19 protein-coding genes, 1 tRNA gene and 1 pseudogene are annotated in these 24,347 nt (G+C 39.2%); 17 read left to right on the forward strand and 4 right to left on the reverse strand.

Going from position 1 to position 24,347, the window contains the following annotated elements:
• The 16 genes and pseudogenes from ACK1JC_RS15755 to htpG form a co-directional block, all read left to right on the forward strand.
• Positions 1 to 76 (forward strand): annotated as a pseudogene (locus ACK1JC_RS15755) (elongation factor Tu); the annotation flags it as partial.
• Between the two features lie 70 nt (positions 77 to 146).
• Positions 147 to 222 (forward strand) — tRNA-Trp (locus ACK1JC_RS15760).
• A 75-nt stretch (positions 223 to 297) separates the two neighbouring features.
• Positions 298 to 738, forward strand: a complete 441-nt coding sequence (gene secE, locus ACK1JC_RS15765) for a preprotein translocase subunit SecE (protein ID WP_409512819.1) — start codon at positions 298 to 300, stop codon at positions 736 to 738.
• Positions 739 to 745: 7 nt separating this feature from the next.
• The gene (nusG, locus tag ACK1JC_RS15770) at positions 746 to 1,279 is read left to right on the forward strand and encodes a transcription termination/antitermination protein NusG (protein ID WP_409512820.1); all 534 of its coding nucleotides are present in this window, start codon (positions 746 to 748) and stop codon (positions 1,277 to 1,279) included.
• Between the two features lie 130 nt (positions 1,280 to 1,409).
• Positions 1,410 to 1,838 (forward strand): 50S ribosomal protein L11, encoded by a 429-nt coding sequence (gene rplK / locus ACK1JC_RS15775; protein WP_004868049.1) that lies wholly within the window; start codon positions 1,410 to 1,412, stop codon positions 1,836 to 1,838.
• A gap of 3 nt (positions 1,839 to 1,841) precedes the next feature.
• Positions 1,842 to 2,537, forward strand: coding sequence for a 50S ribosomal protein L1 (gene rplA / locus ACK1JC_RS15780; RefSeq protein ID WP_409512821.1), 696 nt, complete (start codon positions 1,842 to 1,844; stop codon positions 2,535 to 2,537).
• 303 nt (positions 2,538 to 2,840) lie between these two features.
• Positions 2,841 to 3,374, forward strand: coding sequence for a 50S ribosomal protein L10 (gene rplJ / locus ACK1JC_RS15785; RefSeq protein ID WP_409512822.1), 534 nt, complete (start codon positions 2,841 to 2,843; stop codon positions 3,372 to 3,374).
• A 42-nt stretch (positions 3,375 to 3,416) separates the two neighbouring features.
• Positions 3,417 to 3,782, forward strand: a complete 366-nt coding sequence (rplL, locus tag ACK1JC_RS15790; RefSeq protein WP_409512823.1) for a 50S ribosomal protein L7/L12 — start codon at positions 3,417 to 3,419, stop codon at positions 3,780 to 3,782.
• A 309-nt stretch (positions 3,783 to 4,091) separates the two neighbouring features.
• Complete coding sequence (gene rpoB / locus ACK1JC_RS15795) at positions 4,092 to 8,180, forward strand: DNA-directed RNA polymerase subunit beta (protein ID WP_409512824.1); 4,089 nt, start codon at positions 4,092 to 4,094, stop codon at positions 8,178 to 8,180.
• Between the two features lie 154 nt (positions 8,181 to 8,334).
• Complete coding sequence (rpoC, locus tag ACK1JC_RS15800) at positions 8,335 to 12,528, forward strand: DNA-directed RNA polymerase subunit beta' (protein WP_409512825.1); 4,194 nt, start codon at positions 8,335 to 8,337, stop codon at positions 12,526 to 12,528.
• A 288-nt stretch (positions 12,529 to 12,816) separates the two neighbouring features.
• Positions 12,817 to 13,173 (forward strand): DNA transfer protein p32, encoded by a 357-nt coding sequence (locus ACK1JC_RS15805; RefSeq protein WP_409512826.1) that lies wholly within the window; start codon positions 12,817 to 12,819, stop codon positions 13,171 to 13,173.
• A 222-nt stretch (positions 13,174 to 13,395) separates the two neighbouring features.
• Positions 13,396 to 14,271, forward strand: coding sequence for an alpha/beta fold hydrolase (locus ACK1JC_RS15810; protein ID WP_409512827.1), 876 nt, complete (start codon positions 13,396 to 13,398; stop codon positions 14,269 to 14,271).
• A 142-nt stretch (positions 14,272 to 14,413) separates the two neighbouring features.
• Positions 14,414 to 15,829: a Na+/H+ antiporter family protein gene (locus ACK1JC_RS15815; RefSeq protein WP_409512828.1), complete on the forward strand. Its 1,416-nt coding sequence runs from the start codon at positions 14,414 to 14,416 to the stop codon at positions 15,827 to 15,829.
• Between the two features lie 239 nt (positions 15,830 to 16,068).
• Positions 16,069 to 16,680 (forward strand): OmpW/AlkL family protein, encoded by a 612-nt coding sequence (locus ACK1JC_RS15820; protein WP_409512829.1) that lies wholly within the window; start codon positions 16,069 to 16,071, stop codon positions 16,678 to 16,680.
• A 158-nt stretch (positions 16,681 to 16,838) separates the two neighbouring features.
• Complete coding sequence (locus tag ACK1JC_RS15825; protein ID WP_409512830.1) at positions 16,839 to 17,180, forward strand: lysozyme inhibitor LprI family protein; 342 nt, start codon at positions 16,839 to 16,841, stop codon at positions 17,178 to 17,180.
• An 89-nt stretch (positions 17,181 to 17,269) separates the two neighbouring features.
• Entirely contained in the window at positions 17,270 to 19,189 is a 1,920-nt protein-coding gene (gene htpG / locus ACK1JC_RS15830) for a molecular chaperone HtpG (RefSeq protein ID WP_409512831.1), read from the forward strand.
• 173 nt (positions 19,190 to 19,362) lie between these two features.
• Here the strand turns inward: htpG and ACK1JC_RS15835 are convergent, their stop codons facing one another.
• The 4 genes from ACK1JC_RS15835 to ACK1JC_RS15850 all read right to left on the reverse strand — a co-directional run bounded on the left by ACK1JC_RS15835 (position 19,363) and on the right by ACK1JC_RS15850 (position 23,139).
• Positions 19,363 to 20,442, reverse strand: a complete 1,080-nt coding sequence (locus ACK1JC_RS15835) for a hypothetical protein (protein WP_409512836.1) — start codon at positions 20,440 to 20,442, stop codon at positions 19,363 to 19,365.
• Between the two features lie 779 nt (positions 20,443 to 21,221).
• Positions 21,222 to 21,926: a DsbA family oxidoreductase gene (locus tag ACK1JC_RS15840; protein WP_409512832.1), complete on the reverse strand. Its 705-nt coding sequence runs from the start codon at positions 21,924 to 21,926 to the stop codon at positions 21,222 to 21,224.
• Between the two features lie 74 nt (positions 21,927 to 22,000).
• A complete protein-coding gene (locus ACK1JC_RS15845; protein WP_409512833.1) occupies positions 22,001 to 22,660 on the reverse strand; it encodes a CDP-alcohol phosphatidyltransferase family protein in 660 nt (219 codons plus the stop codon).
• 65 nt (positions 22,661 to 22,725) lie between these two features.
• A complete protein-coding gene (locus ACK1JC_RS15850; protein ID WP_409512834.1) occupies positions 22,726 to 23,139 on the reverse strand; it encodes a hypothetical protein in 414 nt (137 codons plus the stop codon).
• 168 nt (positions 23,140 to 23,307) lie between these two features.
• On the opposite strand from ACK1JC_RS15850, the gene ACK1JC_RS15855 reads away from it, so the two are divergent.
• Complete coding sequence (locus tag ACK1JC_RS15855; protein WP_409512835.1) at positions 23,308 to 24,057, forward strand: hypothetical protein; 750 nt, start codon at positions 23,308 to 23,310, stop codon at positions 24,055 to 24,057.
• Positions 24,058 to 24,347: the final 290 nt, after the last annotated feature.

A 24,347-nucleotide genomic window follows, 5' to 3' on the forward strand; every position in this document is an offset into this window, starting at 1 on the left:
CCCAGGTCTACGTTTTGCGATCCGTGAAGGTGGTCGTACAGTTGGTGCTGGTGTTGTTGCGAAAGTAACTGCATAATATCGTATGAAATGATTAATGGATTGGGAATTACGATTCCCAATCTGTTATATTAAGTCTGTAAAGTTATAGGTCAGTAGTTCAATTGGTAGAGCGTCGGTCTCCAAAACCGAATGTTGGCGGTTCGATCCCGTCCTGACCTGCCAGATTTTGTAAATAAAAGCTTGATGCTGGCTAAACAGGTCATATAATAAGTCGCGAATCCTACGACGAGTACAAGAATGTCGAATGATAAATCGCGTGACGCATTAAGCGACGCGCCAATCCCTCAAAGAAATACTTCCGCTGAAACAGTAAGTTCTGGTTCTCCGCTTGATGTGGTGTTATGGATCATAGCTCTAGTTTTATTTGTTGGTTCACTCATGGTAAATCAGTCTTTGCCAGCCTATTGGGAGCCTGCTAGTAATATCTGGGTGCGTATTGGGGTAATTTTGGCTTGTATCATCGGGGCTTTAGGTTTATTATACGCCACCCATCAAGGCAAAGGCTTTGTCCGTTTGCTGAAAGATTCACGCATTGAGTTGCGTCGAGTCACATGGCCAACTAAAAATGAAACAGTGACTGCTTCATGGCAGGTATTGGCTGTGGTGATTGTTGCGGCAATTACAATGTGGTGTTTTGACAGCTTAATCAGTTGGTTGATGAAGTTTATTATCGGGTAAGAGAGCTATGAAACGTTGGTACATTATTCATGCCTATTCAGGCTATGAAAAACAAGTGATGCGTTCGCTTAATGATCGAATCCAGCGTAGCGCTGTTGCTGATAGTTTTGGTGATGTCCTTGTCCCTACTGAAGAAGTGGTGGAAATGAAGGATGGTAAGAAACGTAAGTCTGAGCGTAAATTCTTTCCAGGTTATGTATTAATCGAAATGGAAATGAATGACGATACTTGGCATATTGTTAAAGAATGCCCGAAAGTACTCGGTTTTATTGGTGGTACTGCTGAAAAGCCTGCACCAATTACGCAAAAAGAAGCAGATGCGATTCTTGCACGTGTAAATAATACGGGTGAAGCACCTCGTCCTAAGACGATGTTTGAGCCAGGTGAAGAATTACTTGTTGTGGACGGTCCATTCACCGACTTTAGAGGTGTGGTGGAAGAAGTTCTGTATGATAAGTCACGTTTAACGTTGACGATCAATGTATTTAATCGTCCAACTCAGGTTGAATTGGAATTTCGACAAGTCGAAAAAGCAATTTAATCCGCTTTGGTTGATCAAGCGCCCGATTTCTTTGAATCGGGCATTGTTGTTGTAACGGTATCGTACTGATTTTCGTTGCATATAAAACTTGGGGAGCCTTCATCGGCGTTTGTACCCAGAGGTAATTGAAATGGCTAAGAAGATTGACGGCTATATCAAGCTGCAAGTTCCAGCTGGTAAAGCAAATCCATCTCCACCGATTGGTCCTGCACTAGGTCAACGTGGTGTAAACATCATGGCATTCTGTAAAGAATTCAATGCTGCTACACAAAAAGTTGAAGCTGGTCTACCAATTCCAGTAGTGATCACTGTGTACAACGATAAGTCGTTCACATTTATCATGAAAACTCCTCCTGCTGCTATTCTTCTTAAGAAAGCTGCTGGTATCCAAAAGGGTTCGGCTGTACCAAATAAAACTAAAGTTGGTAAGTTGACTCGCGCTCAATTGGAAGAAATTGCGACTACTAAAGAACCAGATCTTACTGGTGCTGATTTAGACGCACGTGTACGTACCATTGCTGGTTCTGCGCGTTCTATGGGCTTGGAAGTGGAGCTATAAGACATGGCTAAATTAACTAAACGTCAAAAAGCCATTGCTGCTGCTATAGAAGCAAACAAAGTTTATACTTTGGAAGAAGCTGTACAAGTTCTTAACACCCTACCTGCTGCTAAATTCAAAGAATCTTTGGATGTGGCTGTAAACCTAGGCGTTGACCCACGTAAATCTGATCAGGTTGTTCGTGGCGCGACTACACTTCCTGCAGGTACTGGTAAAACTGTACGTGTTGCTGTATTTGCTCAAGGTGCTGCTGCTGAAGCTGCTAAAGCTGAAGGCGCAGATGTTGTTGGTTTTGATGATCTTGCTGAGAGCATCCAAGCTGGTAACCTTGACTTTGATGTAGTAATTGCTGCACCTGACGCTATGCGTGTTGTGGGTAAATTAGGTACGATTCTTGGTCCACGTGGCTTAATGCCTAACCCTAAAGTGGGTACTGTAACTCCTGACGTTGCGACTGCAGTTAAAAATGCAAAAGCTGGTCAAGCACGTTACCGTGTAGACAAAGCGGGTATCATTCACGCTGCTATTGGTCAGGTAGGTTTTACTGCTGAAGCTATCCGTTCAAACGTTGAAGCGCTTATCGTTGATCTTAAGAAAGCAAAACCTGCTACTTCTAAAGGTGTTTACGTTCAAAAGATCACTCTAAGCTCAACTATGGGCCCAGGTCTTGTTGTTGATGTAGCAAACGTTTCTAAATAAGTCTCGACTTATTTAACAGAATTTTGAAGCCCTGAGTGATATTTGAAATACTGTTTCAATATTGCGCAAGAAAGCCAGTTTTGGATGTCTTGCATACTTAGGCAAACTTTGAATTGATAAATTTATTTATCAGCGTCAAAGACCTCAGGCGAGGTGAGTTCTCGGACTTACTTCTTAAAAATCCAGTCTGAGTAGACGCGGTGGTGTGATTTGTTCATCCTCCGCGTGTAAGTTCAGTAATGAATTTACGAATTGGGAGTGTACTTCGCGTAAGTACATAAATCACCGTTAGGAGGTTTTACAATGGCTCTTCTTATCGAAGGCAAAAAACAGATCGTTGCTGAAGTAACTGAAGTTGCTTCTACAGCGTTTGCTGCTGTTGTTGCTGACTACCAAGGTTTAACTGTTGAGCAATTAACTGCTCTTCGTGTTGAAGCTCGTAAGTTAGGTGTTGCTACACGTGTTGTACGTAATACTTTGGCTAAGCGTGCTCTTCAAGATACTCAATTTAACATCTTGAACGACAACCTTGTTGGCCCAACAATCTTAGCTTTCTCAACTTCTGAAGATGACATGGGTGCTGCTGCACGTTTGTTTGAAGAATTTGCGAAAACTAACAAAGCATTTGAACTTAAAGCTGCTGCATTCGATGGCAAGCTTTATCAAGGTGAAGAAGTTAGCGTTATCGCAAACCTTCCAAACCAAGAAAAAGCGCTTACTATGCTTGCAAATGTTCTTCAAGCTCCTATTTCGAAATTGGGTCGCTTACTTACAGCGCTTCAAGAGAAAAATACAGCTCCAGAAGCGGCAGAAGTTTCAGAAGCTTCAGAAGCTTAAATCAATTTTCACATCATTCAATACCCATTTGGAGTTACTCTCATGGCTTTAACAAACGAAGAAATCCTAAACGCAGTTGCTGAAAAAACTGTTCTTGAGCTTGTTGAACTTATTTCTGCTTTCGAAGAAAAATTCAACGTATCTGCTGCTGCTGTAGCTGTAGCTGCTGCAGGTCCTGTTGCTGCTGCTGAAGAACAATCAGAATTCAATGTTGAATTGACTTCTTTCGGCGCGAACAAAGTTGCTGTAATTAAAGCTGTTCGTGAAGCAACTGGTCTTGGCTTGAAAGAAGCTAAAGATATGGTTGAAAGTGCTCCTGCTGTTATTAAAGAAGGCGCTACTAAAGAAGAAGGCGAAGAACTTAAGAAGAAACTTGAAGCAGCTGGTGCTACAGTTACACTTAAGTAATCTTAAGCGGAGTCAATTTTTTCAAAATTGGCTCCACAAATTGGCTGATGGCTCTTGGGTCATCAGCCTTTTTGCGTTACAATAATCGGCTCGATTTTTGATTGTATTGCTATAAAATGCATCAATTATTGATAATAATTATTAAATTCAAACGCTTAACAATGTTTTTCTGTTTTGAAAATATTGTTAAGCGTTTTAATACCACTGAAAAATTGCAGCATTTGTAAAAGGTGGTGGTCATATCGACCTGCGTAATTCCTTCTGAGCCCGTTCTGCAGGCGGGTTTGGTTTACTTTCCGAGGACTCCAGATGGCATACTCATATACCGAAAAGAAACGGATCCGCAAGAATTTTGGTAAATTGCCCCAAGTGATGAAGGCTCCATACTTATTGTCGATTCAAGTCGATTCGTATAGAACATTCTTACAAGGCGGTAAAACACCCAAAAATCGCGAAGATATCGGTCTCCAAGCGGCATTTCGTTCAGTGTTTCCAATTGAAAGTTATTCTGGCAATGCCGCTTTAGAATTCGTTGAGTATAGTCTTGGTAAGCCTGAGTTCGATGTGCGTGAATGTATTTTACGTGGTTCGACTTATGCTGCACCAATGCGTGTAAAAATTCGTTTGATCATTAAAGATCGCGAAACGAAATCAATCAAAGACGTTCGTGAACAAGAAGTGTACATGGGTGAAATGCCACTCATGACCGAGAACGGTACATTTGTGATCAACGGTACTGAGCGTGTAATCGTATCTCAGTTACACCGTTCTCCAGGTGTGTTCTTTGACCATGATAAAGGTAAAACGCACTCAAGCGGTAAAGTGCTTTATTCAGCACGTATCATTCCTTACCGTGGTTCATGGTTGGATTTTGAATTTGATGCGAAAGATTTAGTCTTTGTTCGTATTGACCGTCGCCGTAAATTACTTGCGACTGTGATTCTTCGTGCATTGAACTATAACAATGAACAAATTCTTAACATGTTCTATGAGAAAGTACCTGTATATCTTGATATGGGTAGCTATCAGATTGACCTTGTACCAGAACGCCTGCGTGGCGAAATGGCACAGTTCGACATTGCTGATGAATCTGGCAAAGTTGTTGTTGAGCAAGGTAAACGTATTAATGCACGTCACGTACGTCAAATGGAAGCATCTGGTTTAACCAAACTGCCTGTTCCAGATGAATACTTGTATGAGCGTATTACAGCTGAAGATATTCCATTACATAATGGTGATGTCATTGCTGCCAATACAGTGCTTAGCCATGAAATCATGGTGAAAATTGCTGAAGGCGGTGTTAAACAGTTCAATATTCTATATACCAATGATATTGATCGTGGTCCGTTTATTGCTGATACATTACGTGCAGATACGACAGAAGGTCGTGAGCAAGCACTTGTAGAAATCTATAAAGTAATGCGTCCAGGTGAGCCACCTACGAAAGAAGCGGCTGAGAACCTGTTTAATAACTTGTTCTTCTCAACTGAACGCTATGATCTATCTCCAGTAGGTCGTATGAAATTCAACCGTCGTTTGGGTCGTCCTTACGAAGTGGGTACAGATCAGAAATCTCGTGAAGTTGAAGGTATTCTTTCAAATGGCGATATTACTGATGTATTGAAAACATTGGTTGAAATTCGTAACGGTAAAGGTGAAGTTGACGATATCGATCACTTGGGTAACCGTCGTGTTCGTTCTGTTGGTGAAATGACAGAAAACCAATTCCGTGTAGGTCTTGTACGTGTTGAGCGCGCTGTTAAAGAGCGTTTAAACCAAGCAGAAACAGATAACTTGTCTCCGCAAGATTTGATCAATGCAAAACCTGTTGCAGCGGCAATCAAAGAATTCTTTGGTTCAAGCCAGCTGTCTCAGTTTATGGATCAAAACAACCCATTGTCTGAAATTACACACAAACGTCGTGTATCAGCACTTGGTCCCGGTGGTTTGACGCGTGAGCGTGCAGGCTTTGAAGTACGTGACGTACATCAAACGCATTACGGTCGTGTATGTCCAATTGAAACACCGGAAGGTCCAAACATTGGTTTGATCAACTCATTGTCTGTTTATGCAAAAGCAAACAACTTTGGTTTCTTGGAAACACCTTACCGTAAAGTTATCGATGGTCAAGTTACACTTGATATTGAGTATCTATCTGCAATTGAAGAAGTAGGTACTGTGATTGCACAGGCCGATTCTGGTGTTGATAAAGACGGTAACTTAACAGAAGAATTTGTATCTGTACGTCACCAAGGTGATTTTGTTCGTATGCCTCCTGAAAAAGTGACGCATATGGATGTATCTGCACAACAGGTTGTATCTGTAGCAGCATCACTTATTCCATTCCTTGAACACGATGATGCCAACCGTGCATTGATGGGTTCAAACATGCAACGTCAGGCTGTTCCGACATTGCTTGCTGACAAGCCACTTGTTGGTACAGGTATGGAAGCAAACGTAGCACATGACTCTGGCGTATGTGTGATTGCAAACCGTGGTGGTCGTATCGAGTTTGTTGATGCATCTCGTGTTGTTATTCGTGTAAACGAAGACGAAATGATCGCAGGCGAGGCAGGTGTAGATATTTACAACCTGATCAAATATACACGTTCGAACCAAAATACTTGTATTAACCAAAAAGTTCTTGTGAACTTGGGCGATAAAGTAGGTCGTGGTGATGTATTGGCTGATGGTCCATCAACAGATGGCGGTGAGCTTGCACTCGGTCAAAACATGCGCGTTGCATTCATGACTTGGAACGGTTACAACTACGAAGACTCGATCTTGTTATCTGAGCGTGTTCTTCAAGAAGATCGTTTGACTTCTATTCACATTCAAGAATTGTCATGTGTAGCACGTGATACTAAATTGGGTGCGGAAGAAATCACAGCGGATATCCCGAACGTGGGTGAAGCTGCGCTGTCTAAGCTTGATGAATCAGGTATCGTATATATTGGTGCTGAAGTAACTGCAGGTGATATTTTAGTTGGTAAAGTGACACCGAAAGGTGAAACCCAGCTTACACCAGAAGAAAAATTGCTACGTGCAATCTTCGGTGAAAAAGCGGCTGACGTAAAAGATTCATCATTACGTGTTCCATCGGGTACTAAAGGTACAGTAATTGACGTTCAAGTTTTCACACGTGATGGTATTGAAAAAGATGATCGTGCTCAAGCAATTGAGAAAGCTCAACTTGATGCTTACCGTAAAGATTTGAAAGAAGAATACAAAATCTTTGAAGAAGCTGCTCGTGAGCGTGTTGTACGCTTGTTGACAGGTCAGGAATCAAATGGTGGCGGCACGACTAAACGTGGTGACAAACTTTCTGATGAAAAATTGTCTGGTTTAGAGCTTGTTGATCTACTTGAAATTCAACCTGTTGATGAAGCAATTGCTGAACGTTTAACGCAAATTCAAGTGTTCTTGAAAGAGAAGAGCATTGAAATTGACGAAAAATTTGCAGAGAAAAAACGTAAACTTTCAACTGGTGATGAGTTAACCACTGGCGTATTGAAAGTTGTTAAAGTTTATCTTGCTGTAAAACGTCGCATCCAACCGGGTGATAAAATGGCGGGTCGTCACGGTAACAAAGGTGTTGTATCAAACATCCTACCTGTAGAAGACATGCCACACGATGCTAACGGTGTACCTGTTGATATCGTATTGAACCCGCTAGGCGTACCGTCACGTATGAACGTGGGTCAGATTCTCGAGACTCACTTAGGTATGGCTGCAAAAGGTCTTGGCGATAAAATTGACAAGATGTTAAAAGAGCAACGTACTGTACTCGAGCTTCGTGCATTCTTAGACAAGATTTATAACAAAGTTGGTGGCGAGCAAGAAGATCTTGATAGCTTAACTGATGATGAGATCTTAAAACTTTCTGGTAACTTACGTATCGGTGTGCCATTGGCAACACCTGTATTTGATGGTGCTGATGAAGGTCAAATCAAAGAGTTACTTGAGCTAGGCGGTATCTCACGTACAGGTCAAACTGTATTGTATGATGGACGTACTGGTGAGCGTTTCGACCGCCCGGTAACGGTTGGTTATATGTATATGCTTAAACTTAACCATTTGGTTGATGATAAAATGCATGCACGTTCAACAGGTTCTTACTCTCTTGTTACGCAACAGCCGCTTGGTGGTAAAGCACAATTCGGGGGGCAGCGTTTCGGTGAGATGGAGGTCTGGGCACTTGAGGCTTACGGTGCAGCATATACGTTACAAGAAATGCTTACTGTTAAGTCGGATGACGTTGAAGGTCGTACTCGCATCTATAAGAACATTGTAGATGGTAACCATTATATGGATCCGGGTATGCCTGAATCGTTCAACGTATTGACCAAAGAGATCCGTTCTTTAGGTATCAACATTGAACTGAAAAATGGTGACTAAGAAATCTTTCCCAACCCTTCTTTAATAAAGAGGGGAGAAAGTCCCTCTTTGTAAAGGGGGACTTAGTGGGATTAGATATTCCCAAATTTCAGTAAAAACAATATTTGTGACCCCGTCAGAGAGTGAAAATCTCACTGATACACGGAGAAAAAAATTGAAAGACTTGCTCGATATCATGCGCAAAAAGACGGACTCAGACGGTCATGCTCCAGTAGAGTTTGATCGCATCCGTATTGGTCTTGCGTCACCAGAAATGATTAAGTCATGGTCTCATGGTGAAGTTAAAAAGCCTGAAACTATTAACTATCGTACGTTCAAACCTGAACGTGATGGTTTGTTCTGTGCCAAAATTTTTGGTCCAGTAAAAGATTACGAATGCTTGTGTGGTAAGTACAAGCGTATGAAATACAAAGGCGTCATCTGTGAAAAATGTGGCGTTGAAGTAACAACTGCGAAAGTTCGTCGTGAACGTATGGGTCACATCGAATTGGCTTCGCCAGTTGCTCATATTTGGTTCTTAAAATCATTACCAAGCCGTATTGGTCTATTATTAGATATGACGCTTCGTGATATCGAACGTGTATTGTATTTCGAATCATACGTTGTAACAGATCCTGGTATGACTCCAATGGAGAAATACCAACTTCTTAACGATGAAGAATACTTCACAGCGTTAGAAGAACACGGTGATGAATTCAGCGCGAAAATGGGTGCAGAAGCTGTTCAAGATTTGTTGAAAGACATCGATCTTGAAGCTGAAATCTCTCGTTTACGTGAAGAAATTCCAACGACGACGTCTGAAACTAAGTTGAAAAAAGCGTCTAAACGCTTAAAACTTATGGAAGCGTTCAAAGAGTCGAATAACAAACCAGAATGGATGGTGTTAACAGTACTTCCAGTACTTCCACCTGATCTTCGTCCGTTGGTACCGCTTGAAGGTGGTCGTTTTGCAACTTCTGACTTGAACGATCTTTACCGTCGAGTGATTAACCGTAACAACCGTTTAAAACGTCTTCTTGATCTTGCAGCACCAGACATTATCGTACGTAATGAAAAACGTATGTTACAAGAGTCTGTAGATGCGTTGTTAGACAACGGTCGTCGTGGTCGTGCGATTACAGGTTCAAACAAACGTCCTCTTAAATCTTTGGCAGATATGATCAAAGGTAAACAAGGTCGTTTCCGTCAAAACTTACTTGGTAAGCGTGTCGATTATTCTGGTCGTTCGGTAATTACCGTTGGTCCTACTTTACGTCTTCACCAATGTGGTTTACCGAAGAAAATGGCACTTGAATTATTCAAGCCGTTTATCTTTGCGAAACTACAAGCTTCAGGTCAAGCAACCACCATTAAAGCTGCAAAGAAAATGGTTGAGCGTGAAACACCAGAAGTTTGGGACGTTCTTGCATCTGTAATTCGTCAACATCCAGTCATGTTGAACCGTGCGCCAACACTTCACCGTTTAGGTCTTCAAGCATTTGAACCTATTCTGATTGAAGGTAAAGCGATCCGTCTTCACCCACTCGTATGTGCTGCGTTCAACGCCGACTTCGATGGTGACCAAATGGCGGTACACGTTCCATTAACACTTGAAGCTCAGTTAGAAGCTCGTGCGTTGATGATGTCTACAAACAACATCTTGTCACCTGCGAATGGTGAGCCAATCATCGTTCCTTCTCAGGACGTTGTCTTGGGCTTGTATTACATCACTCGTGATGCGATCAATGCCAAAGGTGAAGGCATGGTGTTTGCGGATACTCACGAAGTAAACCGTGCACTTGCTACAAATCAAGTTAATTTACATGCTCGTGTTAAAGTACGTGTGCATCAAACGATTATTGATGAAAACGGTAACCGTGAGCATCAAACGATTGTTGTAGATACTACACCAGGTCGTTGTCTACTTTGGGAAGTTGTTCCTGAAGGGATGGACTTCCAACAAATCAACGTTGAGATGACGAAGAAAAACATCTCTAAATTGATTAACTCTTGTTACCGTAAATTAGGTCTTAAAGATACTGTAATCTTTGCTGACCAATTAATGTACCTTGGTTTCCGTCAAGCGACTCGCTCAGGTGTGTCAGTTGGTATGGAAGACATGCTTATTCCACCGCAAAAAGAAGCGATTATTGGAAAAGCAGAAACTGAAGTTCGTGAAATTGAACAACAGTTTGAACAAGGTTTTGTAACTGCTGGTGAACGTTATAACAAAGTTGTCGATATTTGGGCGCGTACAAATGACCAAGTAGCGAAAGCGATGATGGATAACTTATCTTTCACAACTGTTAAAAATAAACAGGGTGAAGATGAGAAACAAAAATCATTCAACTCAATTTATATGATGTCTGACTCTGGTGCCCGTGGTTCGGCAGCTCAGATTCGTCAGCTTGCAGGTATGCGTGGTTTGATGGCGAAACCAGATGGTTCGATCATTGAAACACCAATTAAAGCAAACTTCCGTGAAGGTTTGACAGTACTTCAGTACTTCATCTCGACACATGGTGCACGTAAAGGTTTGGCCGATACCGCACTTAAAACAGCGAACTCAGGTTACTTGACTCGTCGTCTTGTAGACGTTGCACAAGATTTGGTAATTAACGAGCCAGATTGCGGTACGTTAGGCGGTCTTGTAATGACTCCATTCATTCAAGGTGGCGATGTAATCGAAAACTTGGGTGCACGCGTATTGGGTCGTGTTGTTGCTGAAGATGTGAAACGTGTTGGTACAGACGAAGTTTTACTAGAACGTAATACATTGATTGATGAGAAACTTGCAACATTTATTGAAAATGCGGGTATCGATGAAATCAAAGTACGTTCAGTTGTAAACTGTGAATCGACTTTCGGTGTTTGTGCGAAATGTTATGGTCGTGACTTGGCTCGTGGTCATCAGGTAAATCCTGGTGAGTCTGTGGGTGTTATGGCTGCGCAATCAATTGGTGAACCTGGTACACAGTTAACCATGCGTACGTTCCACGTTGGTGGTGCTGCGAGCCGAACGTCTGCTGCAAACAGCGTACAAGTTCGTAACAAAGGTACAGTACGTTTCCACAATGTGAAAACAGTACAACACGCGAAAGGCCACTTGGTATCGACTTCACGTTCAGGTGAAATTGGTATTGCAGATGAGATCGGTCGTGAGCGCGAACGTTACAAATTGCCATACGGTGCATCGATTATCATTAAAGATGGCGAAGCTGTAGAAGCAGGCGGTATTGTTGCAACTTGGGATCCACATACACATCCACTTGTAACAGAAGTTGCGGGTAAAGTACGTTTCAGCCAAATCGCTGATGGCGTGACTGTTACGACCAAAACTGATGATGCAACAGGCATGTCGACAATCGAAATCTTACCAGTGACTTCACGTCCTGTGTCAGGTAAAGATTTACGTCCAGCAGTTGTATTGGATACTGTTGACGGTGGTGAACAGTTCTACTTCTTGCCACAAAACACAATTCTTTCTGTTCGTGATGGCGAAACGATTGGTGTAGGTGACGTTATTGGTCGTGTTCCACAGGAAACTTCACGTACTCGTGACATTACCGGTGGTTTGCCACGCGTAGCGGATTTATTTGAAGCACGTAAACCGAAAGAACATGCAATTCTTGCAGAAATTTCGGGTGTCGTGACTTTTGGTAAAGAAACCAAAGGCAAAAACCGTTTAGTGATTACACCAGATGATGGTTCTGAAATTTATGAAGAACTGATTCCTAAATGGCGTACCATTAACGTGTTTGAAGGCGAACATGTTAACCGTGGTGAAACGATTTCTGATGGCCCACAAAATCCGCATGACATTTTACGTCTGAAAGGTGAAGTGGCGTTGACTAACTACATCGTGAACGAAGTTCAGGACGTTTACCGTCTACAAGGTGTAAAAATCAACGATAAACACATCGAAGTTATCGTTCGTCAGATGTTACGTAAAGTTGACATCACTGATGGTGGCGATACAAGCTTCATCAAAGGCGAACAAGTTGAGTACATTCGTGTAATGCAAGAGAACCAAGCTGTTCTTGCGCAGAACAAGTTCCCTGCGAAATTTGAACGTTTATTGATGGGTATTACCAAAGCATCGCTTTCTACTGACTCGTTCATTTCTGCTGCATCGTTCCAGGAAACAACACGTGTGTTAACTGAAGCTGCTGTAACAGGTAAAGAAGATGAATTACGTGGCTTGAAAGAGAACGTAGTTGTAGGTCGTCTGATCCCAGCGGGTACAGGTTTGGCTTATCATTTAGAGCGTCGTCGTCAGGAAGCAGAAGCTGCTGAACATGAGCTTGTAAATGACTTTTCTGAAGTAGATCAAGCATTCTCTCAAGCATTAAACGAAGATTCTTTCTAAGAATATTATTTAAAGTTTGAAATAAAAAAAGACGCCTAAGGGCGTCTTTTTTTATTTTTTATATTGAATAAAATAAAAATGGTAAATGTTATAACAACATAAATTTTTTCTATTTTATTATGACTTTATTTTTTTAATCATGCTTTTACTTGGGTGTCTAGTGATGCTCAGAAATGAAGAAAAAGTGGCGATAAAACTACAAAAGGGTATGAAAAATAACACAATGTAATCAATCGATAATGTGAAAAAGAGTATCCTGAATAGAGCTATATTTAAGGGAATTTAGTCATGAAAAAATCAGTATTAGTTTTATGTTCAGCAATGCTTCCAGTAGTACTACTCGCGGGTTGTGAAAACATGTCTGCCAATGATAAGCGTATTGGTGCCGCAGCATTAGGTGGTGCAGTGGGTGGAGGTGTAGGTAATCACGTTGGTGGTGGTGTTGGCGGTGCGCTTGGTGCAGGTGGTGGTGCTGCTGTAGGTAGTAAAGTTGAAAATGGTTCTAACCGCAATGCAACATACAGTGGTATTGGTGCAGGTGTAGGTGCCGCAATTGGTAAAGGAATCTTTGGTGGTAATGCGGGTGCAGCTATTGGTGGTGCTCTCGGTGGTGGTGCTGGTGCGGCTATTGAACAGAAGAAATAAATTATTTTTTATAAAAAGCGCTTAAAGCGCTTTTTTTTAGTATTGAATTCATCCTTATAAAAGATAAAAACGATATTGTCGATCATTAAATTTTAATTGTAGATCAGGTCAATACGCGTCGATAAAATTTAATACATACTGAACTGAATACATAAAATGATGAATGTGATGGATAGAGGTGTTATTGATCACATAAGTAGATAAAAAAGAATAGGGTACAGTATGCAAGCAGAATTACATTGGGTGGTAACACAAGATAATCAAAAACTATGTGCGAAAACATGGGGGAATAAAGACAAAGCTGCAATGGTTTTAGTTCATGGCTATCCTGATAATCAGGAAGTGTGGGAGCCGATGATTCAGCATCTATTAAATGATTACTATGTCATTACTTACGATGTTCGAGGGGCAGGTGAGTCATCTGTACCAAAGCGTATACGTGATTATGCTTTGCCGCGTTTATCACTTGATTTAGAATGCGTGGTGAATCAGCTGTTACCTAATCGTGCATTTCACTTGGCAGCACATGATTGGGGCTCAATTCAGTCGTGGGAATCGGTGACTGAACCGAAATTTAAAGATAAAATTTTATCGTATACCACTATTTCAGGCCCGTGTTTAGACCATGCAGCTTTTTGGATGCGTAATCAATTTACACATAAAAAAAATAAATTTTTTAAACAGCTCTTTAAATCATGGTATATCGTGGCATTTCAATTGCCTGTACTTGCACCAAGTGTGTGGACTTTCCTTAATGCCGAGCGTTGGGGGAAAATTGTCGAGCGTTTAGAGCATCAAAAAGGTTTACCGAAGAATGAAAAGATTACCCAAGATGGTAAGCAGGGGATTTTATTATATCGTGCTAATTTTATTCCAAGATTAACGATGCCTCGTCAGCGGTATGCGATTTGCCCTGTACAAGCGGTAGTATTGAAACGTGATAATTTTGTTAGTCCAGAATTGATTGATGAAATTCCAAAATGGGCGACTGATTTTAGTAAAGTTGAAGTGGATGCAAACCACTGGGCGGTACTGAGTCGACCAGAAGAAATTGCTGGTTATATCAAATCTTTCGCATCGCAAAATAATAATTTTTAAGCAAAATAATTAAATTTTTCAGTGATTGGGTGATGTGTTAATGAAAATCACTCGATCATTGAATGTACAACTTGACTAAATTACAGCTTACTTGTATTGAATCTGTTAAAATCTCGACTTTCAAATTTTTGTAATTTACGCTATGAATGCTGTCGTTATAGCGATTGCAGTGATGTTCATTCTCTCACTGTTACGCGTTTCTGTTGTTTTAACTTTGGTCATTTCAGCAATTATAGGTGGTTTAGTTGCTGGTTTAAGTCTGTCTGATACAGTCGCTGCTTTTAATGATGGTCTTGGCGATGGTGCTGAGGTTGCATTAGCATATGCAGTATTGGGTGCATTTGCATTGGCTTTGGCAAAATCAGGGTTACCAGATTTACTTGCACATAAATTAATTGGCTTATTGGGAATGGAAACAACCCAAAAGCAGGCAAAAAAAGTTAAATACTTACTGCTCGTTATTTTACTCATTTCTGCAATTTTTTCTCAAAATTTAATTCCTGTGCATATTGCCTTTATTCCGGTGCTTGTTCCGCCATTACTAAAGGTTATGAACCATTTAAAACTCGACCGTCGTGCGGCAGCATGTGTGCTCACACTTGGTTTAGTGGCAACGTACATTTTCTTACCAGTAGGCTTTGGTAAAATTTTCCTTGAACAGATTTTGATGGGAAATATCAACAAAATTGGTGCAGCTTATAACTTGCATGTAGAAAGTTATATGTTGCCAATGGGTATGGCGATTCCTGTTCTTGGTATGGTAATTGGTACGCTTGTTGCTGTATTCATAAGCTACCGTAAACCCCGTATTTATGTCGATCGTAATGTATCGCCTGTAGCTACAATTGATCTTGATAAACCCCTTCGCGCAGTGAGTTCTGATCAGCTTAAAGCTGATGGCGAAGAGCTGATTGAAGAAGCACAAAAAGCACCTGTGATTGCGAGAAAAACCATCTTGATGGCATTGCTTGCGATTGTTTTGACACTTGTTGCACAGTTGTATTCTGACTCGATGATTCTAGGCGGTTTGGTTGGTTTTGCGGTGTTATCTGCTGCAGGTATTTTCAAATGGCAAGAAGCCGATGATGTCTTTGTACAAGGTATGCGTATGATGGCATTGGTAGGTTTCATTATGATTTCTGCTGCAGGTTTTGCTTCCGTAATGACCCATACAGGTGATATTAATCAGTTAGTAAATGGTGTCGTTCACACGATTGGTGACAATAAAGCCCTTGCAGCATTCCTCATGTTATTTATTGGTTTATTTGTGACTATAGGTATAGGCTCATCTTTTTCTAGTGTTCCTGTACTTGCTGTTATTTATGTACCTTTGTGCGTTCAATTTGGTTTCTCACCGCTTGCAACTATCGCATTGATTGGTACGGCAGCAGCACTTGGCGATGCAGGCTCACCTGCTTCAGATTCAACATTGGGTCCTACAGCAGGTTTGGGTGTCGATGGTCAGCATGATCATATCTGGGATACGGTAGTTCCGACCTTCATTCACTTTAATATTCCGTTGCTTATTTTTGGTTGGATTGCGGCAATGGTTTTATAAAATCTTTATAATCTTAAATGATTCGTATTCTATATTGAGTAATAAGTATTATTGAATAGTTGAAAAATAAAGTTTATTAATTAGGTTGGATTTAAAAACCAACCTAATTAATAAGATTAAATAAAATCTATTAAATATCAATGGCTTGAAAATAACATTTCAAAATATTAATTAATGCGTATTGCATCACGTTTAATGTTGTGTGTAATATGTCCGAAAACAACACTAGGGTATTAAAAATGTTAAAACAAGTTGCTCTTATTGCATTAATGGGGATGTCTGCTTCAGCAATGGCTGGTCAGTTTCAAGTTAAAGTCGGTGGTTCTGTAATTTCACCAACTCAAGATACAGCTGTTGCTGGTGTTGGTGTTGTTAAAGGTGATGATGAGCTTGCATTTACGCCATCAGTTGAATATTTTTTCAATGATAACTTCTCAGCAGAATTGTTATTGGCTACACCAATTGGTCATGATATTTTACTAGACGGTGAAAAAGCAGCAAAAGTGAAACATTTGCCACCTGTAATTACTGCCAAATATCATTTTAAAAACTCAACTCGTTTAACACCTTATATTGGTGTAGGTGCTGCTGCTTTTATTGCATTTGATGAACAATCATCTGGTGCTTTAGCAGGTACAGATATCAAAGTAAAAGAGGATTATGGTGTTGCAGGTCAGATTGGTGTAAATTTCCAACCTGCTGATGCGAAAAACTGGGGTGTTTATTTTGATGCGCGTTATGCACAGTTAAGCCCTGAAGTCACAGTAAAAGCTGGTGATGTAACGGCTGCAAAATTTGATTTAGATATTGATCCTATTGTTTATACAATTGGTTATAGCTACAAGTTCTAATTTAGACTTGGTAGTGAAAAACCTCAGTTCTACTGAGGTTTTTTTATATCTGTATATTTTGACCATTTAGCAATTAATAGAAAATAGGCATAAAAAGTCCTATCAGTTTATTGCAAATTTTTTTAAGCTCATTTGCTGAACATAAAGAAGAATGAAAAATGAAGATTAGAATTATTGGATTATTGTTAGGTTTAGGCGTATTTCAGATGGCTCAGGCAGCAAGTTTTGATTGTGACCGTGCGACGATGGCTTCGGAACGTACCATTTGTGCGCAACGTGAAATTAATGATGCCGATGTGAAAATGGCAACCACTTATAATATTGTGCGTAAATTGGTTCCGATGGGTAATCGTGGGGTGATTCGAGATCAGCAAGTGAAATGGCTCGTTTTACGAGATCAATGTCAGAGTAATGTTCAGTGCTTGGCTGAAGTGTATAAAATGCGTCAACAGAAACTCGATTTGGAAATGAATCGAATTTATAAACAGGGTCCTTTTTAAATTTTTTTACGCAATACCTTGAAATCACCTGATGTTCCTCCATCTCTAAAGCATTCAATAAAAAGTGTTTTAATTTTAAGGAACGATCGATGAGCGAGCAAAGTACAAAAAAACATAGTTTTCAGGCAGAAGTAGCCCAACTTTTACATTTGGTCACGCATTCTCTTTATTCTAACCCTGATATTTTCCTACGTGAATTGATTTCAAATGCTTCTGACGCATGTGACAAATTGCGTTTTGAAGGTATTAATCATCCTGAGTATTATGAAAATGATCCGACTTTACATGTCCGTGTGAGTTTAGATAAAGAAGCAAGAACGATGACCATTTCCGACAATGGGATTGGCTTAAGTGAGCAAGAAGCAATTGATAATTTAGGTACGATTGCTAAGTCGGGTACTAAAGACTTTATGTCTAAGCTTTCAGGTGATCAAAAATCTGATGCACAATTGATTGGTCAGTTTGGTGTTGGTTTCTATTCAGGCTTTATTGTTGCAGATAAAATTACTGTGGAATCTCGTCGTGCAGGTTTAGATACTTCGGAAGGTGTGCGTTGGATTAGTGGTGGAACAGGTGATTTTGAAGTTGAGCAAATCGTAAAGGATTCACGTGGAACAGATATTATTCTGCATTTACGTGAAGATGCTTTAGATTATTTAGATGCTTATAAAGTTAAACAAATCATCAATAAATATTCTGATCACATCAGCTTACCAATCGAAATGCAAAAAGAAGTTTGGCAGCAAGAAGAAGTTGCTGAAGGCGAAGAAGCGAAGCCAGGTCAGTATGTGAAAACAGATGAATGGGAAGTGATTAACTCCGCTAGTGCACTTTGGACACGTAGCAAAAATGAAATTACTGAAGAACAGTATGTTGAGTTCTATAAAAATTTAAGCCATGATTTTGATGCACCATTGGCTTGGGCACATAACCGTGTTGAGGGAAGCACCGAATATACCCAATTGCTTTATGTACCATCTAAAGCAGCTGCGAATATTTTTACACGTGAAGCGAAAGCAGGTATTAAGCTGTATGTGAAACGTGTGTTTATTATGGATGACGCAGATAACCTGATTCCTAACTATTTACGTTTCGTACAAGGTGTAGTCGATAGTGCCGATTTACCATTGAACGTGAGCCGTGAAATTTTACAAGAAAGCCGTGATGTGAAAACCATCCGTGAAGGGAATGCACGACGTGTATTGACCATGCTTGATGGTTTAGCGAAATCGGAAGATGAAGCGGATCAAGAGAAATTCAAAAAATTCTATGCTGAATTTGGTTCAGTGATTAAAGAAGGTTTAGGTGAAGACATGGGTAACCGTGAACGCATCCTAAAACTTCTACGTTTCTCAACTTCACAAAATGATGATGTTTCGACCTCACTTGAAGCCTATAAAGCGCGTATGAAAGAAGGTCAAAAAGCAATTTATTTTGTTACTGCGGATAGTCTTGCTGCAGCTAAAAACTCACCACAACTTGAATTGTTCCGTAAAAAAGACATTGAAGTGTTGTTGATGGCTGATCGTGTTGATGAATGGGCAATGGAATTTGTACATGAGTTTGACGGTACGCCAATGCAAAATGTATCAAAAGGTGCAGTAGACCTTGGTGATTTACAAGACGCAGAAGAGAAGAAAGCACTTGAAGCGGCGGCAGAACAATTTAAACCTGTAGTTGATAAACTTTCTAATGCATTGAAAGCTAAAACTAAAGAAGTTCGTGTAACGACACGTTTAGTCGATTCTCCTGCGTGTCTTGTAACAAGTGAAGGTGAACTTTCTCCACAATTGATTCGTATGCTACAACAAGCAGGTCAAGAAGTGCCTGAATCGAAACCAATTTTGGAAATTAACCCTGAACATCCTTTGGTAAAAAAACTTGAGGGTTCGGCGCAGTTTGATGATCTTGCGAATGTGATCTTCGACCAAGCAGTGATTGCAGAAGGTGGTTTACCTGCTGACCCTGCCGAATATGTAAAACGTATTAACAACCTATTACTCAAATAAGCAGTAATTTTTGTTGAGAGAGCCTATCGTAATGATAGGCTTTTTTATAGTTTATATTCGAATTGTATAAAATAGAAAAAATATAATAGTCTAGTTATTTCAGATATCAGTGGATAAGTCTGAACTTATCCACAATATGTAGAGTAATCAGTATCTAGATATTCAACGTGAGCTTAAAATAAAGCTTCTAAACGCAACAAAGCACTCGGATAGTGGCTTTTATCTTCCCGATGATCATTAAAATAATTCAGATCACCTTGCACATAAAACCATTCACGTAAAACGGGTTGACGCCACGAAATAAAGGGTCCCCAACTGTTTAGACGCAGATCATCATTATTATAAAACCCACCTGTGTAAATACCATAGTTAAAACGGTTGCCTTGAAAAAATTGATGCTGTCGATAAGTTCTGTTATCCCAAGTAAGATCATCATCTTGGTCATCGGCATAGGTGATATAAAACTGATTCGAAAGTAGTGCCTGATTTGGACGAGCATGGCTAATTTCTAAATTGGTACGTAAATAGTTTTCACTGTCGATACCGTAACGATAAATTTGCTCTGCATGAAAATAAAAGTCATTTTCTAATGTCCATGTTTTTTCGGCTTTTAAACGTGCATAAATATCATCACCAGAGCGGATACCTAAATCTACATCAGTTTCAAAAGGCAGGCTTTTTGAAATTTGTGACCAACGTAGGGCAATAGAGGCATTGTCATCTTTAATTCGTTTGCTATCTATTGTTTTATTGGGATTATTGCCTGGATTTTCATTGGTAATCGCAATATTGTTCTGAATTTCATTATCTAAAGAATCATCACCAAAAACGACACTTAATCTATTTTCGAGTGTGGGTAATTTAATCCGTCCTCTAATTCTTGGTTTAATGTCATAGTCATCATGTTTATTCCATCGATTATCAACAATAACTCTGAGCGTTGCACTTGCAGGTTGCTCAGGATTGGTTTCACCGAACCAATCATCCATTTTATGTGCTGTTCGGTCAGCCCAATTTCGTATCGATTTTTGTTGACGATCTGCCCAAGTCATATCTTCTGTGTCTTGAGTGGGCAATACGATGGATTGATTAGATTCCTCAGGAAAGAGTGTTGGCGTTGCATCAACCATTCGAGGAATTGCATCTGTCCACTTTAAATTTTGATCTTTAATTGATGGAATTTTATAGTCCGATTCTGTTTGAGCATGCACTGTCATGCTCAACAAGGAGGAGCAAACCAAGGGTAAAAACATGAAATAGATATTGTATTGTTTTATCTTCATAAATACCCCATTTTTTGGGCTGAGAACAATAACTCAATCAATTGAATTGATAGATTATAAAAGTATTCAGCAGATGACGTTTGAATTGGCTGAAAAAGTGCCAAAATCAAAGGGAATATTTAAGTTGTAGCAAAGATCTTTATAAATTGAAAGTTGTTATTTTAAATCAATTACATCATCTGTGTAATTGAGTGACTTATTTCAAATATAAACATAAAAAAAAGGAAACTAGTCGGACTAGTTTCCTACGCTAAAGCAAAAATTCTGTTGAGATGTATGTCATCAGCGTTAAAAATTGTAGGACAATTTTAAGATGTCATATTCTAATCTGAATATGACAGAAAAACTGTTTATAAGGTAGTCATAATGGGACATTTGTTTAAATACGATACAATAAAATGAGCTAAATCGTTTTGAATAGCGGTATATGAACAAATATCAGCTTACTTTTATACATCTGTAGTTTATGTGACTTCAAACCAAATTAGAAAACTAAAAATCCTCTACGGAAGAGGATTTAGTAAAAAGATGACTTAAATTAAGTTCATCAAAAAAAAATAGAAACTTACAGCGCATGTTTAAAAAGAATCTACAGTTAAAGAATAAGTGATAATTTGATTAAAATATAGTCAAATATTGAAGGATTATATCTATCTTTTGTATCTTTATTCATGTTTTAGTAAATTATTAGCATACTGTAATGCACTTAAACCCATAATATTGTGGATTTAAGTGCAATGATTAAAGACTTATTTTTCAGGAACGTCGCATTGATCATCATTGCAGACAGGTGCATCAGTTGATTGTTCTATAGTAGCTTGATCGGCGGTATTCAGTGTTTGTTCAAATACTTGTAAAAAAACTTCACGAGGTTGAGCACCTGCTAAAGCCACACGTTGATCAAAAACAAAGAAAGGTACGCCTGTTACTTTTAGCTGTTCATGTGCAACTTGCTCATCAAATTTAACAAAGTCAGCAAATTCGTCTGAATCGAGGACATCATCCACTTCTACAGGGTTTAAACCAATACGTGAAGCAACATCTTCAAGTGTTTCACGTTCGCCAATAGGTAAGCCTTGCGTCATATAACTATAAAATAAAGCTTCTTTGGCTTCTGAGCCTAAGCCTTTGCTTTGTGCCAAATGCACAATACGGTGTGCATTAAAGGTATTGCCTGAGTTAGCATTTTCCCAGTTAAATTCAATGCCTTCAGCTTTTGCCATTTCCGCAATATTGCGTTGCATATCTTCTACTTCAGCAATAGTACGGTTATATTTTTGAGCCAAGCGTTCAGAGTTAGAAATTTCTTGGCGAGGTGGCGCTTCAGGATCAAGTTCAAAGCTATGCCAATGAATTTCGAGCTCAACACCCGCTTGTTCAGCAGCAGCTTCTAAACGTTTTTTTCCGATATAACAAAACGGACAAACGATGTCTGACCAAATATCTACACGCATGGCTTTCTCAAAATTTTATAAACAGATTGTAATTATGAGGGCGTTTCGGTCAGATTTAAAGTTTTGTACATCGATTACTTATTTTCTAAGAAATAATAAGCTGCGGTTGTTCGTTTGATAAGTGTGAAAACACAACCAATGTTCATAATGATTAAAGCGCCGAACATGACAAAATCATGTTGCCACACATAATATTCGATTGCTGTCGCAAAACAGGCGACAGTGAGTAATGCCATACGATGTTGTTTCGCCATCGGTCCTGCAAAATTTGATGGTGCGCCCATAGAAACTGCTAATGTTCGGACATACGCTGTGAGTACAGCAAGTAAAGCGGCTAACCATCCAAGTTCTGCTCCCCAAACTGAGCTTAGAACGGAATATCCTGCAGCTATAATAATGAGTGGATCAGAAATACGATCAGGAATGTCATTAAATAATTCACCTGAAGCCGTTGATTTCCCACCTTCAATGGCGACCATACCATCAAATAAATTACACAATAACCTGCCTTGAATTAGAAGTGCAGCAGCGATTAGCCAAAATGGACGCATACTTAAATTTTGTGTTGAAAGCAGAAAACACATTGCGGATAACAAGGCAAAGACAATACTCAAAATTGAAATTTGATTGGGTGTAATTGACTTTTGACTAAGCCAACGTGCAACGTTTTTACTCAGTTGATTCCCTCGGACTTTGAGTGGTCGTCTTGCTTCACTTGGATCATGTTGTTGCATAGGTGATTACTCTGATTCTTAGGTCTTTTAGAGGTGTAAGTAAACAAACTGATATTGAAAATTATCTACGTTTGAAGATGAGGCTGATTTTTATAAGTACGGTAGAGTTTTAAATTGGTAAAGATGGCAAATAAAAATGCCACGGTGAGTACCGGCGCTAGGGTATACACTATAGAAGGTGTACCAATCAAATGATGCACAAGTATTAAAAAGCTCCCAGTTAGTAAAACTGTACAAACAGGTGGAAGACAAAGTTTAGCAAGATCATTTGTAAAATAATTGAATTGTTTATCAATTAAAAAAGTCATAAATAGTGTGATAACGAAGCTACAGACCCCTTGAGTTAAGCCTGAAATGATTCCGTGTTGTAGGCTATCCATTTTTGTATTGATATAAAATGTCCATCCACCCCAAAGCACGAAAGCAAGAATGGCTGAAATCACATTATAACTACGGGTGGTTTTTATGGTTTTCGTCATTTTTATCTATTATTCACGGCAAACTTTATAAATATATACCTTATATTTCATTAGATTATTACACCGTAAAATAATGTAACTCATTATTTTGATCAAAAAAAATACACAAATTTAACGTTTAAAGTTATGCTTCCTTATATAAAAAAGAGCATCAATATAGAGGTCGATATGCGCCGTTTTGTTATTTTCCTCATTGTTTTGATTGCCATAGTGGCATCTATTATGGGCTATCAACATTATTCATTAAAAAAGAATGAAGCTGAACGTCAGACTTTTGATTTGGTGATGTCTGAAAAAATGGAACAATTGTATGAACAGGCACAGGATTGGTCGAAACCCATTCAACTGAACGTACATGATGAACGTTTACACGGTGACTATAAGGTATTGTCAGAGTTTGTATTGAATTATTGGGTAAAGAATGCTGAAACAAGGAATCAATACTTACGTGAATTAAAAACAGTGAAGTGGGATCAATTTTTAAATGTTAACCGTTTAGACAAGGACAGTAAGCAAGCCTATAAAGAAACAGAATTAATGTTGCAAACAGCGCATCAAGCTTCAGAGAAGTATTTAAAACAAAATGAACTTAATAAAAATGAGGCGCTTGCTCAAGTTAAAAAGCTCGATATTGATCGTGAGTTACGTAAACCACTAGAAGAAAAATTGGAAAAAAATTTGAAACATGATCAAGAGAGTTCTTTGATTATGCTTGAAATACAAGTTTTTAATAAAGCAGATGAAATGTTAGCAATGCTAAAGAAATATGAGTGGGAGCGAAAAGGAGATCAAATTTTATTTAAGAATGATGCTCAAGTGAAACAGTTTAATGTGCTGTATCAGGATATTTTAAAATTATCAGCTCAAATTGAACAACGTAAAGAGGGTAATGCTGATGCTTTAGAAGAAGCGATATAGCAATTTACAACAATAAATAAAATAAAAAACCATTTTATTGAATATGTAATTCACAGATAAGGTGAAAATTCATTTAAGTCAGATAGAGAAAAAGAGCTTGATGTTGAAAGATTAGTTGAATTTGGATTATTTGAGGCTTTTATATTGAGATTAGTATAAAAGAATCAGATTATTTGGAGTAATTTTGTTGAATAAATAGGCTAAAGGCGAACAAAAAGAGTAATTTGGTATAAAAAAAAGTCGCTTGGCATGAATAATGCATTTTGGGGGTTGCGTTGAGAAAGAAATGG

Source organism: Acinetobacter sp. TY2 (assembly GCF_046269225.1).
Classification (GTDB): domain Bacteria; phylum Pseudomonadota; class Gammaproteobacteria; order Pseudomonadales; family Moraxellaceae; genus Acinetobacter.

Coding starts and splice junctions, on each gene's coding strand:
- secE (WP_409512819.1), top strand. CDS start 298: ATGTCGAATGATAAATCGCGTGACGCATTAAGCGACGCGCCAATCCCT.
- nusG (WP_409512820.1), top strand. CDS start 746: ATGAAACGTTGGTACATTATTCATGCCTATTCAGGCTATGAAAAACAA.
- rplK (WP_004868049.1), top strand. CDS start 1,410: ATGGCTAAGAAGATTGACGGCTATATCAAGCTGCAAGTTCCAGCTGGT.
- rplA (WP_409512821.1), top strand. CDS start 1,842: ATGGCTAAATTAACTAAACGTCAAAAAGCCATTGCTGCTGCTATAGAA.
- rplJ (WP_409512822.1), top strand. CDS start 2,841: ATGGCTCTTCTTATCGAAGGCAAAAAACAGATCGTTGCTGAAGTAACT.
- rplL (WP_409512823.1), top strand. CDS start 3,417: ATGGCTTTAACAAACGAAGAAATCCTAAACGCAGTTGCTGAAAAAACT.
- rpoB (WP_409512824.1), top strand. CDS start 4,092: ATGGCATACTCATATACCGAAAAGAAACGGATCCGCAAGAATTTTGGT.
- ACK1JC_RS15805 (WP_409512826.1), top strand. CDS start 12,817: ATGAAAAAATCAGTATTAGTTTTATGTTCAGCAATGCTTCCAGTAGTA.
- ACK1JC_RS15810 (WP_409512827.1), top strand. CDS start 13,396: ATGCAAGCAGAATTACATTGGGTGGTAACACAAGATAATCAAAAACTA.
- ACK1JC_RS15815 (WP_409512828.1), top strand. CDS start 14,414: ATGAATGCTGTCGTTATAGCGATTGCAGTGATGTTCATTCTCTCACTG.
- ACK1JC_RS15820 (WP_409512829.1), top strand. CDS start 16,069: ATGTTAAAACAAGTTGCTCTTATTGCATTAATGGGGATGTCTGCTTCA.
- ACK1JC_RS15825 (WP_409512830.1), top strand. CDS start 16,839: ATGAAGATTAGAATTATTGGATTATTGTTAGGTTTAGGCGTATTTCAG.
- htpG (WP_409512831.1), top strand. CDS start 17,270: ATGAGCGAGCAAAGTACAAAAAAACATAGTTTTCAGGCAGAAGTAGCC.
- ACK1JC_RS15835 (WP_409512836.1), bottom strand. CDS start 20,442: ATGTTTTTACCCTTGGTTTGCTCCTCCTTGTTGAGCATGACAGTGCAT.
- ACK1JC_RS15840 (WP_409512832.1), bottom strand. CDS start 21,926: ATGCGTGTAGATATTTGGTCAGACATCGTTTGTCCGTTTTGTTATATC.
- ACK1JC_RS15845 (WP_409512833.1), bottom strand. CDS start 22,660: ATGCAACAACATGATCCAAGTGAAGCAAGACGACCACTCAAAGTCCGA.
- ACK1JC_RS15850 (WP_409512834.1), bottom strand. CDS start 23,139: ATGACGAAAACCATAAAAACCACCCGTAGTTATAATGTGATTTCAGCC.
- ACK1JC_RS15855 (WP_409512835.1), top strand. CDS start 23,308: ATGCGCCGTTTTGTTATTTTCCTCATTGTTTTGATTGCCATAGTGGCA.